This window comes from Variovorax sp. BGA-UO-ETr-C22 (assembly GCF_059567965.1).
In genome coordinates this window covers 826,627-840,483 of sequence record NZ_JCAQPA010000009.1, presented here as the reverse complement: position 1 = coordinate 840,483, position 13,857 = coordinate 826,627, and the positions used below count along the sequence as shown (strand labels likewise).

At 70.8% G+C, this 13,857-nt stretch carries 12 protein-coding genes; 4 read left to right on the top strand and 8 right to left on the bottom strand.

Features of this window, described 5'->3' with window-relative positions:
* The coding region (locus tag AC57B8_RS13470; protein ID WP_496479855.1) for a hypothetical protein at window positions 1-211 on the bottom strand (211 nt) is incomplete at its 3' end.
* Window positions 212-337: 126 nt separating this feature from the next.
* Between AC57B8_RS13470 and AC57B8_RS13465 the strand changes: the two genes are divergently transcribed.
* Together AC57B8_RS13465 and AC57B8_RS13460 are read left to right on the top strand one after the other, a co-directional pair.
* Complete coding sequence (locus AC57B8_RS13465; RefSeq protein WP_496479854.1) at window positions 338-2,242, top strand: ATP-binding cassette domain-containing protein; 1,905 nt, start codon at window positions 338-340, stop codon at window positions 2,240-2,242.
* Window positions 2,243-2,348: 106 nt separating this feature from the next.
* A complete protein-coding gene (locus AC57B8_RS13460) occupies window positions 2,349-4,079 on the top strand; it encodes a phospholipase D family protein (RefSeq protein ID WP_496479853.1) in 1,731 nt (576 codons plus the stop codon).
* A 24-nt stretch (window positions 4,080-4,103) separates the two neighbouring features.
* On the opposite strand, the gene AC57B8_RS13455 is transcribed toward AC57B8_RS13460, so the two are convergent.
* From AC57B8_RS13455 to AC57B8_RS13440, 4 genes are all read right to left on the bottom strand, one after another.
* Window positions 4,104-5,033: a copper chaperone PCu(A)C domain-containing protein gene (locus AC57B8_RS13455; protein WP_487847349.1), complete on the bottom strand. Its 930-nt coding sequence runs from the start codon at window positions 5,031-5,033 to the stop codon at window positions 4,104-4,106.
* Window positions 5,034-5,065: 32 nt separating this feature from the next.
* Complete coding sequence (locus AC57B8_RS13450) at window positions 5,066-7,405, bottom strand: TonB-dependent receptor domain-containing protein (protein ID WP_492732672.1); 2,340 nt, start codon at window positions 7,403-7,405, stop codon at window positions 5,066-5,068.
* Between the two features lie 86 nt (window positions 7,406-7,491).
* A complete protein-coding gene (locus AC57B8_RS13445; protein WP_495304033.1) occupies window positions 7,492-7,863 on the bottom strand; it encodes a DUF2946 family protein in 372 nt (123 codons plus the stop codon).
* Between the two features lie 11 nt (window positions 7,864-7,874).
* Window positions 7,875-9,131, bottom strand: coding sequence for a TraB/GumN family protein (locus AC57B8_RS13440; protein WP_496479852.1), 1,257 nt, complete (start codon window positions 9,129-9,131; stop codon window positions 7,875-7,877).
* A gap of 65 nt (window positions 9,132-9,196) precedes the next feature.
* Between AC57B8_RS13440 and AC57B8_RS13435 the strand changes: the two genes are divergently transcribed.
* Window positions 9,197-9,610, top strand: coding sequence for a VOC family protein (locus tag AC57B8_RS13435; protein ID WP_095950063.1), 414 nt, complete (start codon window positions 9,197-9,199; stop codon window positions 9,608-9,610).
* Between the two features lie 74 nt (window positions 9,611-9,684).
* The gene (locus AC57B8_RS13430; RefSeq protein ID WP_496479851.1) at window positions 9,685-10,812 is read left to right on the top strand and encodes a toxin-antitoxin system YwqK family antitoxin; all 1,128 of its coding nucleotides are present in this window, start codon (window positions 9,685-9,687) and stop codon (window positions 10,810-10,812) included.
* Window positions 10,813-10,833: 21 nt separating this feature from the next.
* Here the strand turns inward: AC57B8_RS13430 and AC57B8_RS13425 are convergent, their stop codons facing one another.
* From AC57B8_RS13425 to AC57B8_RS13415, 3 genes are read right to left on the bottom strand one after another with little or no spacing between them, the layout of a single operon-like run.
* A complete protein-coding gene (locus AC57B8_RS13425) occupies window positions 10,834-11,808 on the bottom strand; it encodes a tripartite tricarboxylate transporter substrate-binding protein (RefSeq protein ID WP_492744470.1) in 975 nt (324 codons plus the stop codon).
* 4 nt (window positions 11,809-11,812) lie between these two features.
* On the bottom strand, window positions 11,813-12,049 hold the full coding sequence (locus AC57B8_RS13420) for a hypothetical protein (protein ID WP_496479850.1): 237 nt from the start codon (window positions 12,047-12,049) through the stop codon (window positions 11,813-11,815).
* Window positions 12,046-13,806, bottom strand: coding sequence for an FAD-dependent monooxygenase (locus AC57B8_RS13415; RefSeq protein ID WP_496479849.1), 1,761 nt, complete (start codon window positions 13,804-13,806; stop codon window positions 12,046-12,048). The genes AC57B8_RS13420 and AC57B8_RS13415 overlap by 4 nt, the downstream gene beginning before the upstream one ends.
* Between the last annotated feature and the right edge of the window lie 51 nt (window positions 13,807-13,857).

The following is a 13,857-nucleotide window of genomic DNA, read 5'->3' as shown; positions in this document are numbered from 1 at the left end:
TTCGATTATGCACTGTTTTTTCAAACCGCGTCAACTTTCGAAGACTTTCTTCACCACTCACAACCAGCGCCCCTGAGAGCACCGGTCGCTTCAAACACCAGAGGTATTCAGCAGCGAAGCCCACGAGTATATGACAGATTTCGGCTCGAGCAAGCCAAGCCGAAAGAAACTTGAAGAAGACCTTTGCCGCCCCGCTCGCCGCCCGCTTCACGCCTCTTCCCTGACTGCCGGCGTCTCTCCCAGGGGACTCCAGTCCCTTCTATATAGAGAGTCACAAAGAAGCCTTCTTCCCCAGCCGCCAAGCGCCGTCACCCGCCCCTCCGATAATCCGTGCCACATGGCACTCATCACACTCCTCGACGCGCAGCTCGCGTTCGGTCACGTCCCGCTGCTGGATCATGCGGACTTCTCTCTTCTCGAATCGGAACGCATCGGCCTGATCGGCCGCAACGGCGCCGGCAAGTCGTCGATGCTCAAGATACTGGGCGGGCTGGAAAAGCCAGACGACGGCACGCTGCAGCTGCAGCAGAACCTGCGCGTGGCCTACGTGGCGCAGGAACCCGCGCTGGACATGGATGCGGACGTGTTCACCGCCGCCAGCCAGGGCCTGGGCGAAGTCATCGCCATCCGCGACCTGTACCTCTCCGGCGCGGACGGGCTCGACCTGGACGCCCTGCAGTCCAAGATCGAAGCCTACGACGCCTGGAACTGGGAGCAGCGCGTCGAAGAAACGCTGCACCGCCTCCACCTCGATCGCAACGCGCGCGTCGGCTCGCTCTCGGGCGGCACGCGCAAGCGGGTCGCGCTGGCCCAGGCCCTGGTGGCCGCGCCGGACGTCCTTCTATTGGATGAACCGACCAACCACCTGGACCTCGACTCCATCGAGTGGCTGGAACAGCTGCTGATCGACTTCAAGGGCAGCGTCGTCACCATCACCCACGACCGCAGCTTCCTGAACCGCGTCGCCACCCGCATCGTGGAGCTCGACCGGGGCAAGCTGGGTTCCTACCCGGGCAACTTCGAGCAGTACCTCGTCCAGAAGGAAGAGCAACTCGCGCAAGAGGCGATCATCAGCGCCAAGGCCGACAAGCTGCTGGCGCAGGAAGAGATCTGGATCCGCAAGGGCGTCGAAGCCCGCCGCACGCGCAGCCAGAGCCGCATCACCCGGCTGCAGGAGCTGCGCGCCAGCCGCGCCGCGCGCCGCGAGGTGCAGGGCAGCGTCAACATGGATGTGGCCTCGGGCCAGTCCAGCGGCAAGATCGTGGCCGAACTCACCGACGCCACCAAGTCCTTCGGCGAGAAGACCGTGATCCGCGGTTTCAGCGGCACCATCCTGCGCGGCGACAAGATCGGCCTGCTGGGCCCGAACGGCGCCGGCAAGACGACGCTGCTCAAGCTGATCCTGGGCGAGCTCGAGCCCGACAGCGGCAAGATCCGTCGCGGCACCAACCAGCAGGTGGCGTACTTCGACCAGATGCGCGACAAGCTCGACCTCGACGCCACGCTGGAAGACTTCATCAGCCCCGGCAGCGAGTGGATCGAAATCGGCAGCCAGAAGAAGCACGTCAAGAGCTACCTGTCGGACTTCCTGTTCTCGCCCGCGCGCGCCAACTCCCCCGTGCGCTCGCTCAGCGGCGGCGAACGCAACCGCCTGCTGCTGGCGCGCCTGTTCGCGCGCCCGGCCAACGTGCTGGTGCTCGACGAGCCGACCAACGACCTGGACATCGACACGCTCGAGCTGCTCGAAGGCCTGCTGCAGGACTACGACGGCACCGTGTTCCTCGTGAGCCACGACCGCACCTTCCTCGACAACGTGGTGACCAGCACGATCGCCTTCGAGGGCGACGGCCGCTGGCGCGAGTACGAGGGCAGCGTGGAAGACTGGCTGATCCAGTCGAAGCGTGCGCGAGAGATCGCCGAGCAGCGCCTCGCGTCGGCACCGCCGGCCCCTGCCGCCGCACCGGCCCCGGCCCCCGCGGCGGCACCCGCCGCCGCCCCCACGGGCGGGCCCCGCAAGAAGCTCTCATACAAGGAGCAGCGCGAACTCGAAGCCCTGCCTGCGCAGATCGAAGCCCTCGAAGCCGAGCAGAAGCGCATCAGCGAGATGCTCGAGCTCGACGGCGGTGCCATCTACGCGAGCGACGCCTCGCGCGCGGTCGAGCTGAGCGAGCGCCACGCCAAGATCGACGACGAACTGCTCGCCGCACTGGAGCGCCAGGAAGAACTCGGCGCCGGGCGCTGAGCGCCGTCTTCCTGCGCCGATTGGCCGCCCGTCCCACCCACGGCGGGCGCCAACTCGGCTATACATGCGGCACCGCCTTCCCAAGCCCCCGGAAAGACCCCGCCGCATGCCTTCTTCTTCCTTCCACGCGTTGGTCCGCCGCAGCGTCGCGCTGCTGGCCCTCCTGGTGCTCGGCGCCTGCGCGCAGCTGCCGAAGGAGGTGGACCGCCCCGTCTCGACCGCGCTCGCCTCGCCCGACGGCACGGCGCTGGGGACCTTGCTGCGGGAGCGCCGCAACGCCGACAAGGCGCGCTTCGACTCCGGTTTCCTGCTGCTGGGCGGCCCGCAGGCCGCCTACGGCAGCCGGCTGGCGCTGATCGAGAACGCGCAGAAGACGCTGGACCTGCAGTACTACGCCATCCACGCCGACGCCAGCACCGGCCGGCTGGTGCGCGGGCTGCGCGCGGCGGCCGAGCGCGGCGTGCGGGTGCGCATCCTGCTGGACGACTTCCACACCATCGGCCGCGACGCGCTGGTGCTCGGCCTGGCCTTCATCCCGAACATCGAGATGCGGCTGTTCAACCCGCTCGCGGGTTCGCGCGGCACAGGCTTCAACCGCATGCTCAACGCCATCGGCGAGGTCTCGCGCATCCAGCAGCGCATGCACAACAAGCTGTTCCTGGCCGACAACGTGATGGGCGTGACGGGCGGGCGCAACCTGGGCGACGCCTACTTCGGCAATGCCATCACCGGCAACTTCGTCGACGTCGACGTGCTGGCGGCCGGCCCGATCGTGCAGGACCTCTCGCGCAGCTTCGACAGCTACTGGAACAACGAACGCGCCTACCCCGTGCAGTCGCTGGTCTCGCGCGAGGAATTCCAGCGCATCCGCGACCGCGCGCGCCGCATCGACCAGGAACTCAGCGACGAAGCGGCCGAAGCGCGCAACCAGCCCAAGCCCCCGGACGGCGAGCCGCGCCCCGGCGCCGGCCCCACGGCCGAGCAGCGGGCCCGCGCCTGGGACGAGAAGCCGCTGGACCTGCGCAGCGCCGCCTTCGTCTGGGCCCCGGCCCTGATGCTGGCCGACGCACCCGGCAAGATCCCGGCCGACAGCGGCCCCGGCGCGGTGCGCAACCCCGACCTCGTGGTGAGCCGGCCCGAGCTGCCCTCGCGCAGCGCCACCGCGCTGGCCGACCTGGCCTCCAGCGGCGACACGGTGGTCGAAGGCCTGCTGCACCTGATCGGCCAGGCGCGCACCGACCTGCTGATCATCTCGCCCTACTTCGTGCCCGGCCCCGACATGCAGCAGGCCTTTGCCGCGGCGCGCGCGCGGGGCGTGCGCATCCGGGTGCTGACGAATTCACTGGCCTCGAACGACGCGCCCATCGCCCACGTCGGCTATGCGCGCCACCGCAAGGCGCTGCTCGCCGCCGGCGTGGAGCTCTACGAGCTGCGCAGCGAGCAGGCCGACTTCGGCAATGTGTTCGGCTCCTCGGGCGGCAGCGGCGCGGGCAGCGTCAGCGGCGAATCGCGCGCGATGCTGCACTCCAAGGTGCTGGTGATGGACGGCCGGTTGCTGGTGGTCGGCTCGATGAACCTCGACCTGCGCTCGCAGCTGCAGAACACCGAGATCGCGCTGCTGATCCGCAGCGGCGAACTTTCGCGCATGGCGGCCGAGCAGATCGAGCGCGGCATGCGCGAGCGCGCCTGGCATGTCGAACTCGCGCAGGGCACGCTGGTGTGGCATGCGCCCGAAGGCAGCGGCCTGCAGGACACGGACACCGAGCCCGACGCGAGCGCCACGCTGCGCTTCCTGCTGCGACTGTTCGGGCCGCTGGCGCCGGACCAGTTGCTCTGACGGTCCGGCCAGACCCCGCCGGGGTCAGTGCTTGTGCTGGTGCGCACCGCCCGCCGCGGGCGCGGCAGCAGCAGCGGCGCCTTCCGGCGCACCGACCGGCAGCTTCAGCTCCAGCGTCGTCTTCGCGCCCTTGGCGTCCTCGAACTTCAGGGTCATGGGCACGGTCGCGCCCTTGGTCATGGCGCCCTTCAGGTCCATCAGCATCACGTGGTAGCCGCCGGGCTTGAGCTCGACGGTCTTGCCGGCCGGCAGCTCGAGGCCGCCCGCGAGTTCGCGCATGCGCATGGTGTCGCCTTCCATCTTCATCTCGTGCACCTCGGCCACGCCGGCGGCGGGCGTCGAGATGCCGACCAGCTTCGTGCCCGTGGGCGCGGTGAGCTTCATGAAGGCGCCCGTGCCGCTCTGGCCCGGCACCGACTGGCGCACCCACGCGTCGCGCACGTCGACCGTGGCCACGCCCTGCGCCACCACGTCGAGCTTGGCTGCGGGCTTCTTCAGGCCGGCCGTGGTGCTGCCCGCGGCGGGCACTTCGGCCCAGTCGACGCTGCCGACGTCGCAGTCCTGGCGCACCTTGAACCACAGCGGGCCCGGCGTGGCGGGCACCTTGCCGCGCAGCACGAACTCGCCGCGCTCGCTGCCGGGCAGCGCGTTCTGCGGCGTCTCTGCCGTCCAGCGCACTTCACCTTCGGCGCTGCCGGCCTTGGGCGCGTCGAGCTTCCAGCCCTTGCGCGCCTGGGCGTCGGTGAGCACGAAGCCCTTGGGCAGGCGCACCGCGAGGCCGGTGGTGGCCTTGGCGCCTTCGCAGGCGTGGCCGACGCGGAAGGCGGCGTTGTACTCGCTGCCGACGGTGGCGCCGCCCGGGGGCAGGCTCACGTGGGCGCCGGCGGCGCCGGCACCGGCTAGCAGAGCGCAGGCGGCGAGGGTGTGGAACGTAGGGGTCGAAAGCTTCGTCATGGCGGGTGTCCTTGAATAGGAAAAAGTGAGGGTCAAAGGTCGAACTTGAGTTCGGCCACGAAGGTGCGTTGCGGGTACGGGTGGAAGGCCCAGTAGGTGCGGTTGTTCAGGTTGTCGATGCCGACGGCGGCGCTCCACTGGCGGTCGATGCGGTAGCGGATGCGCGCATCGACCACGAAGAACTTCGAGAAGCCCATGAAGGCCATGCCGTTCGGGTCGCTGTTGTCGAGCGTGCCGTACTGCCGGCCGCTGTAGCGCGCGCCGACGGTGTAGCTCCACTTCGCATCGGGCCGGTAGGTGGCGAGCAGCGAGGCGCGCACCTTGGGCACGCGCGGCTGGTCGCGCCCCACGCTGGCCGGGAAGCCGCGGTTGGCGGTGATCTTCGAATCGGTCAGCGTGAGGCTGCCGCCCAGGTCCAGCCCCTGGATGCCCGCGTCGACCGTGTTGATCGCCACCTCCAGCCCGCGCGTGCGGATGGCGTCGACGTTCTGCACCGTGCTCACGAGGTTGGTGAGCGCCTGGGTGTACAGCGCGTCCTTCGTGTGCTCGAAGAACAGCGTGGTGCGCAGCACGCCGTCGACGCCCCAGCGCTTGAGGTCGCGCTCGGCGCTCAGCTCGGCGGTCCACGAGCGCTCGGGGCGCAGTTCGGGGTTGGTGTTGACGATGCGGTTGCCCTCGATCGAGCCCTGGTAGAGCTCGCTCACGGTGGGCATGCGCACGGCGCGGCCGACCGAGGCCTTGAAGTGCCAGTCGGGCGTGGCCTGCCAGGCGAGCGCGGCCTTGGGCGAGACAAAGCTGTTCTTGCGCGGCGCGAAGTCGAGCAGCCGCGCCGCGTTGCCGAGCTGGCCGCCGTAGGCCTCCCAGCGCTCATGGCGCAGGCCCAGCGTGGTCTTCCAGTCTTTCGCGAAGCGCCAGGTGTCCTGCACGTAGAGCGAGCGCAGCCGCGTGTTGCCGTTGAAGGCGGAGAACGGCGACACGGCCGGCCCGCCGATCCAGTCGCGCGTGTTGCCGATGGCGCTGCGCAGCCGCGCGGTGTCCTGCTGGACGCCGAAGTCGACCACGTGCGCGCCCACGCCTTCGGCCGAGCCGGTGGGCCGCCAGGTGCCCGCGGCCTTGAAGGTGTGCCAGCCGGTGCCGCCCATGTCGGTGGTGCGGCCGGGGCCGCCGTAGAAGGCGCCCGGCAGCGCCGTGGTCGGCGTGCGCGAGGTGTCCTTTGCGTAGTCGAACAGGCTCGCCGCCACCTCCCAGTCGAACACGCCGCCGGTGTGGCTCTTCACCGAGAGGCCGTGCATGTAGTGCGTGAGCGCCGTCTCGGTCGGCGCGAACGCCGCCGCCGGTGCGTCGAGGTTGTAGGTGCGTCCGCCGAGGTTCACGCGCCCGCCGTACACCGGCTGGCCGAGCGCGTCGCGCAGGTAGGTGTCGGTGCTGCCGTGCGTGGTGTTGTGCCAGGCGCCCAGCGTGTAGGTGGCGCGCACCGTGGGCGAGAAGTCGTAGGCCAGCTTGAGCTTGGCCTGCTCCTGGGTGGTGTCGTAGGCGGTGATGCCGCCCAGCAGCCACCACGGCTGGTTCGACGGGTTCAGCCCGAGCACCGCGCCCGTGACGGGCGTGCCCGCGCTGCCTACCGTGCCGGCGCTCACGAGCCGGTTGGCGAACGACAGCGACTGCCCCTTGCTGTGGGTGCGCGAGGCGCCGAGCCACCACGACCAGTCGCCGCTGCGGCTGCCCAGCGACAGGTCCAGCTGCTGGCCGCCCGGCGACGAATGGCTGTTGTACAGGTCGAAGTTCGAGGTGAAGCCGCTGAGCTTGACGTGCGCCTCGAGCTGCGTGGGCATGCGCGTCACGTAGTCGACCACGGCGCCCACCGAGTTGCCCGGGTAGGCGGCCGAGAACGGGCCGTAGAGCACGTCGACGCGCTCGATCTCGTCGGGCGACACCATGCCCCAGCGCGGCGCGAAGGTGGCGCCGTTGCCCAGCGGGTTCGACAGCATGATGCCGTCGGCGTAGACCATCGCGCGCGCGCTGTTGCCCGTGCCCGAGGCGCGGGTGGCCAGCACCGCGTGGTTGAAGTCGCCGATGTAGCGCTTGCGCACCAGCAGGCTCGGCAGGTACTTGAGCGCGTCTTCAGCGTCGGTCGCGTTGACCGTCTCGGCGATCTGCTCGGCGGTCACGCCTTCGATGGTGGTGGGGATCTGCGTCGGCAGCGAGGTCGGCCGGCCGCCGCTGATGGTGACGGTACCCAGCGTGCGCCCCGGGGCGGCCGCGGCGCCGGCCTCCGGCGGATCAACGTCCGGCGGCGTTTGCTGCTGCGCCCACACCGGCGCGCTGAAAGGAAATGCCATGGCGATCGCCAGGGCGCGGGAGTGCTGCTTCATGGGGAACCGGCTCCACGAACTTCAAGCCAAAGGGACTGCCTGCGCGCACCCGGGGTGCACCGACAGACAGCGCTGTTGCTGATCGCTCAGGCGGAACGCGGAGGCCCACGGGCCGGCAGCGGCGCGGCCGTGGCCGCGGCATGGCGCGCGGCGGGAATGGGTTGAAGCACGCGCCCCAGCGGCAGGGGCGCATCGAACGCGGCCGCCACGGGCGGCGGGGGCGGCGCACCGGTCAGCGCGCACAGGGGGCAGTCCATGTGCGTGGCGCCCATGTCCTGCACGCCGTCTTCGGTGTGCACCACCACCTTGATGGTGCCGGCGCCGGAACACACCAGTTCCATCGCCTGCGGATGCACCACCGGCGACGCCACCGCCACGCCCAGCGACAGCACGAACCACAGCAGCACCCACCGGCCGAGGCGGCCGATCAAGCGGGGGTGGGGGCGCAACGTGTGCATGGCGGTCGCGATTATCGGCGCACTTTGCTGTTGGTGGCCTTGGGGGCGGCACGGGGTGCGACCTTGCCCTTGGGCGCAGCAGCGGCCTTGGACGCCGGCTTGGCCCCGCCCTTCGCAGCGGCCTTCTGGCCCGTGCCCTTGGCCGCCTTCTGCCCCTTGACGTTCTTGCCACCGCGCACCGCCTTGCGGGCCGGCGGCTCGGGCGCGGCGAGCGCCGGCATCGGCAGCGCCTGCTGCGCCTGCGCCTCGGTGAGCACCGGCGTCACGCGAAAGCCGCGCGCCGCCATCAGCGTGGGCAGGCCCTGCGCGCCGACCATGTGCAGCGCGCCGACCGCGGCGAAGGCGCTGCGCCCGCCCGCATGCAGGCGCTCGATGCCGTCGGCCAGCCCGGGGTTGCGATCGTCGAGCAGGCGCTTCATGAGGCGCTGCTCGGCCGGCGTGTTCAGGCACTCGCACCACTCGGCGTAGCGCGCCAGCCGGGCCGCGTCGCTGCGCGCCCAGACATCGGCCAGCGTCTTGAGCTGGCCGCGCAGCCGGCCCGATTCGAGCTCGTCGAGCATGGCGTCGATCTGCTCGGCCTCTTCAGCTTCGGAGCCGCCGGTGAGCCAGCGCAGTTGGTCGGCGGCGTTCTCGAGCGCGACGATCGGCTTGTTGCTGTTGCGGGCCGAGACGGCCAGCGTCTCGTCGACGCCGAACTCCGCATACAGGCCGTCGGCGCGCGCCGCCAACGCGGTCAGCGCCGTGACCTGCAGGATGGGCGGCAGCCTGGCGGTCGAGCCCGGCGGCACGCAGGCCTCGGCGTTCTGGCGCTCGAGCCGGCGGGCGCGTTCGCCGCTGAGCACGCGCGCCACCGCGGCCGGGTCGGCCGGCTGGCTCAGGGCGCGCACCGTGGCGTCGTCGCGCGAGTCGAGCTCGAGCGCGAGCGTGTCGCTCTGCGCCAGCGCCTTCTGCACGGTGGGCCCGGGGCGCACCCATTCGCCGCGCCCCAGGTGCAGGGTGCCGTAGAGCCAGGAGGTGCGGCCGTCGCGCTCGATGCGCCACAGCAGGCCGCGGTCGATGCCGTTGCGCAGGCCGATGCCGGGCTTCTCCAGGCTGGCGATGGCCGAGGGCGGGCAGGCAGCGGCATGTGCGGCCACCGCGATGAAACAACCACCGACGGCCGCGAAGGCCTGGCGGGTCAGACGTGCAAGAAGGCGCTGGGGCGCCGGCCGGTCGGTGCCGCGCGACAGCAAGCGCAGCGGTGCGACGAGGGCTCGGAGTATCCGCAAGGCGAGCTCCATGATTGAAAGAAAGTCCGGCATTCTCACAGCACCGCTGCCCATAATCCAAAACCATGCAAAGCATCTTTCACCTTGCCTTCCACGTGCGCGACCTGGACGGCGCCCGCCGCTTCTACGGCGACGTGCTGGGCTGCGCCGAAGGCCGCAGCACCGACACCTGGGTCGACTTCGACTTCTTCGGCCACCAGATCTCGCTGCACCGGGGCGAACCCTTCGCCACCACCCGCACCGGCCGCGTCGGCGACGCGATGGTGCCCATGCCGCACTTCGGCATCGTGCTCGCGCTGCCCGACTGGCAGGCGCTGGCCGGGCGCCTCGAGGCCGCCGGCACCGACTTCGTTCTGAAGCCGCAGGTGCGCTTCGAAGGCCAGCCGGGCGAGCAGTGGACGATGTTCTTCTGCGACCCCTTCGGCAACCCGATCGAGGCCAAGGGCTTCCGCTCGCTCGACACGCTCTACGACAAGTGACCCTGCGCCCGCCCGTTCCCGCTCTTCGGGCGCCTCGGGCGGCCGCGTCCCTCCTCGGCCCGGCCGCGATCGCATTGGCCGCGCTGCTGGGTACCCCGACGGTCCATGCGCAGCAGGAGTGCGAGCTCAACGGCCAGCGCGTGAGCCCCGCCGACGGCAACAGCACCGCCGGCAAGACCGGCCTGATGCGCTGCAAGGACCGCGGCACCGGCGAGCTCCAGCGCGAGCAGCAGGTGCAGAACGGCGTCTTCATGGGCCTGGTGCGCTTCTACGAAAAAGGCAAGCTCGCGCGCGAGCACACCATCAACGCCAAGGGCAACATGCACGGCCGCGCGCGCGAGCTCGCGCCCGGCGGCCAGGTGCTGCGCGACGCCATGTACGACGACGGCCAGGAGCGCGGCCTGGTGCGCAGCTTCTACCCCGGCGGCCAACTGCGGCGCGCCACCTTCTACCCCGACCGCGGCACCGAGCGCGCCATGGTCGAGTTCACCGAGCGCGGCCAGATGTCGATGCTGCGCTGCGCCGAGGCGCCGGTGCTGGCGCCGGTGGCCGACGATGCCAAGCTGTGCGGCTTCACGGGTGGGCCGTCGAACGTCGACCTGTTCGACGCACGCGGCACGCTGCGCTCGCGGCTGTCGTACCAGGCCGGCAAGCGCGTGCGCACGCAGGAGTTCTACGACAACGGCAAGCCCTCGGTGGTCGACGAGACCACCGGCAACCGGCGCGTGGAGCGCAGTTTTTCGTCCGAGGGCGTGAAGCGGCGCGAAACCGTGTGGCTGCTGGTCGGGCGCTCGTCGATCCGCCAGCGCGAGCAGGAGTTTTCCGACCGCGGCTCGCTGGTGCGCGACCAGCGCTGGAACGCCGCGGGCGAACCCCTGAGCGACGACAGCTACCACCTCAACGGCCAGCCGCGCAGCAAAGCCGTCTACAGCGGCGCCGGCAGCGAGCGCATGGTCGACGTGACCGAGTTCTACGACAGCGGCCAGCGCGCCGCGCAGGGCCGCTACCTCGCGCCGGGGCGCAGTCGGCAGGTGCCCGTGGGCACGCACCAGCGCTTCAATGAAAAAGGCGAGCTGCTGGCCGAGTCGAGCTTCGACGACAAGGGCCGCGTGACGCGCGAACGCAGCTGGGACGAGAACGGCGAGCTGCAGCGCGACGACGAAGTCTTCGAAGACGGCTCGCGAAAAGCGTTCGCCCGCTAGGACGAACGCCTCTGGGCGGCATCAGTCCAGCTTGATGCCGGCCTGCTTGATGATCGGACCCCAGCGCTTCGACTCCGCGCGCGACAGCGCCGCGAACTGCGCCGGCGTGCCGGGCATCGCTTCCATGCCGAAGTCGTCGAAGCGCTTTTGCACGGCCGGCGTGCTGAAGGCCTTGTTCAGGTCGCTGTTGAGCTTGTTCACCACGGCGGCGGGCAGGCCGGCCGGGCCGAGGATGCCCTGGAACGCGAACACCTCGGTGTTGGGCACGCCCACTTCGGCCAGCGTCGGCACGTCGGGCAGGCGCTTGCTGCGCGCGCCCGAGCCGATGGCCAGCACGCGCACCTTGTTGCCCTGCATGATCGGCAGGCCCGAGGCCAGGTCCAGGAACATGCACGGCACCTGGCCGCCCATCACGTCGGCCATGGCCGGCGCCGCGCCGCGGTACGGGATGTGGGTGATGAAGGTGCCGGTGCGCGCCTTGAACATTTCCATCGCCAGGTGGTGCGGCGAGCCGTTGCCGGGCGAGGCGTAGTTGACCTTGCCGGGGTTGGCCTTCACGTAGGCCAGGAACTCCTTGAAGGTCTTGGCCGGGAAGTCCGGGTGCACGACCAGCGCGAGCGGGAACTTGCCGATGGCGCCGATGTAGGTGAAGTCTTTCTCGGGGCTGAAGGGCAGCTTGCTGAACAGGTGCTCGTTGAAGGCCAGCACGGCGTTGTCGGCCGACAGCACCGTGTAGCCGTCGGGCTTGCTCTTAGCGACCAGGTCGGCGCCGATGTTGGTCGACGCGCCGGGGCGGTTGTCGACCACGATCTGCTGGCCCAGCGTCTGGCGCATGGCCTCGGCCAGCACGCGCGCGATCACGTCGGTGCCGCCGCCCGCGGGGTACGGCACGACCCACTTGATGAGCTGTGCGGGGTAGTCCTGTGCGTGGGCGAAGGGGGCTGCGGCCACGGCGGCGCCGGAGGCGAGCGTGGCGAGAAGGGTGCGGCGATCCATGAGATCAATCTCCATGTTGTTGTTCGGAAGCGGACAGCGATGGTACGGGCAGCGCGCGCAACGCGTCGGCCAGCGCGGCGCGGCAGCGCGACTCGTCGCCGACCTGCTCGAACAGCAGCAGCGCGAGCCGCGCGAGGAACAGCGATTCGCGCTCGGCGCCGGCCTCGGTGATGGCGCGCGCGCACTCGGCGTACAGGCGGTCGCGGGCGTCGGGATGAAGCGAAGGGGCGGGGGTGGTCATGCGGGAATGTCCTGTGAAGTGGCGACGGCCGCGCGCGCCAGCGCGGCGGGCAGCGCACCGGCCGGCAGCCGGTGCCAGCGCGCGGCCACGTGGCCGTCGGGGCGCAGCAGGTAGACGGCGCCATCGCCGGCGCCTAGCGCGGCGAAGACGGTGGGGGACGCCTGCGCGTCGGTGCCGTCGCTGTTGCCCAAGCTGCCGATGGTGCACACCGCGAAAGGCAAGGCGCCTTGCCGGGCCTGCGCGATGTCGGCGTCGGGCAGCGGCGCCAGGCCCGGCTGCAGCACCAGCAGCGTGAACACCGGGCCGATCCAGTCGGTGAGATGGCCTTGCGCGAGCGGCTGCTCGGGCATCGCCTCGCCCGGCAACGGACCGGCCGGCAGCGCATCGCCCGTGCTCGACAGCGCCGAGCCGTCGTAACGCACGGCCTGCGTCTGGCGCGGGTTGATGAGCTGCGCGATGCCGCGATGGGCCTCCGACAGCGACAGCGCCGCTTCGCGCAGCAGGTCGAAGCCGCGCGAGGGCGGCGACATGAACTCGGTGCTGCGCATCGCGCTCTCGGCGTTGATGTGGAAGGCCGCGATGCGCTCCTGCGAGTACGAATCCAGCAGCGCCGGGCCCGACAGGCCCTGGGCCACGAAGGCCAGTTTCCAGGCCAGGTTGTCGGCGTCGTCGAAGCCCGAGTTGAGCCCGCGCACGCCGAAGATCGGCATCGCATGCGCCGCGTTGCCCGCGAACACGACGCGGCCGTGGCGGTAACTGTCGAGCGTCATCGCGCCGGCGCGGTAGACCGAGGTCCACACCGTCTTCCACGGCAGGTGGCCTTCGCCGATGGCGTCGAGGTGGCGCTGCACGAACTCGGCCACCGCCGCGGGCTGCAGCGCGTCTTCGGTGCTCTGGCCGGCGCGCAGCTGGTAGTCGATGCGCCAGATGTCGTCGGGCTGGCGATGCATCAGCACGGTCGAGCCGGGGTTCCACGGCGGGTCGAACCAGGCGCGGCGCTCGGTCGGGTGGTCGCTGTGCAGCTCGATGTCGATGATCACGTAGCGGCCTTCGTAGCCCGTGCCTTCCAGCGCCAGCCCGAGCGACTTGCGCACGAAGCTCTGGCCGCCGTCGCAGGCCGCGATCCACTGGCCACGCAGGCGGTAGGCGCCCTCGGCGTTGCGCACGTCGAGCGTCACGCCCTCGCCGTCCTCGTCCTGCGCGAGCGCGGTGAGCTCGGTGCCCCAGCGGATGTCGACGAGCCCCGGCGTCGCGGCATTGCGGCGCTCGATCTCGTCCAGCAGGTACTGCTCGATGTAGTACTGCTCCAGGTTGATCATCGGCGGCAGCTTCTGCTGCGCGGCCTGCGGCATCTCGAAGCGGAACACCTCGGCCGTCTTGTAGAAGCTGCGCCCCACGCTCCACGGCAGCCCCTTGCCCATGAACGCCGGCAGCGCACCCAGGCGCTCGACGATCTCCAGGCTGCGGCGCGAGATGCAGGCCGCCCGGCTGCCCACGCAGACCGTGTCGTCGGCTTCGAGCACCACGCAGCGCACGCCGTGGTTGGCGAGCCCCAGCGCGAGCGCCATGCCCACCGGGCCGCCGCCCGCGATCACGACGGGGTGGCGGCCGAGCTCCATGCCGTCGGCGCCGAGCGTCGGCAGCCGGGGCGCGAAGCGCGTGTAGTGGAAGGCGCCGACCGAGGGCGGCAGCGCGGTCGCGCAGGCTGGCGGCGGCACGGGGCCGGTGGCGGCGTCGGCGGTACGGGTGGTGGTCATGGAACGGGATTGTCCCGATGCACCGCCCGCGCCAATGTCATAACTTAGTAG

Bases quoted from the DNA above. Each gene is read 5' to 3' on its own strand.
- AC57B8_RS13465 (WP_496479854.1), top strand. From the start codon at position 338: ATGGCACTCATCACACTCCTCGACGCGCAGCTCGCGTTCGGTCACGTC.
- AC57B8_RS13460 (WP_496479853.1), top strand. From the start codon at position 2,349: ATGCCTTCTTCTTCCTTCCACGCGTTGGTCCGCCGCAGCGTCGCGCTG.
- AC57B8_RS13455 (WP_487847349.1), bottom strand. From the start codon at position 5,033: ATGACGAAGCTTTCGACCCCTACGTTCCACACCCTCGCCGCCTGCGCT.
- AC57B8_RS13450 (WP_492732672.1), bottom strand. From the start codon at position 7,405: ATGAAGCAGCACTCCCGCGCCCTGGCGATCGCCATGGCATTTCCTTTC.
- AC57B8_RS13445 (WP_495304033.1), bottom strand. From the start codon at position 7,863: ATGCACACGTTGCGCCCCCACCCCCGCTTGATCGGCCGCCTCGGCCGG.
- AC57B8_RS13435 (WP_095950063.1), top strand. From the start codon at position 9,197: ATGCAAAGCATCTTTCACCTTGCCTTCCACGTGCGCGACCTGGACGGC.
- AC57B8_RS13425 (WP_492744470.1), bottom strand. From the start codon at position 11,808: ATGGATCGCCGCACCCTTCTCGCCACGCTCGCCTCCGGCGCCGCCGTG.
- AC57B8_RS13420 (WP_496479850.1), bottom strand. From the start codon at position 12,049: ATGACCACCCCCGCCCCTTCGCTTCATCCCGACGCCCGCGACCGCCTG.
- AC57B8_RS13415 (WP_496479849.1), bottom strand. From the start codon at position 13,806: ATGACCACCACCCGTACCGCCGACGCCGCCACCGGCCCCGTGCCGCCG.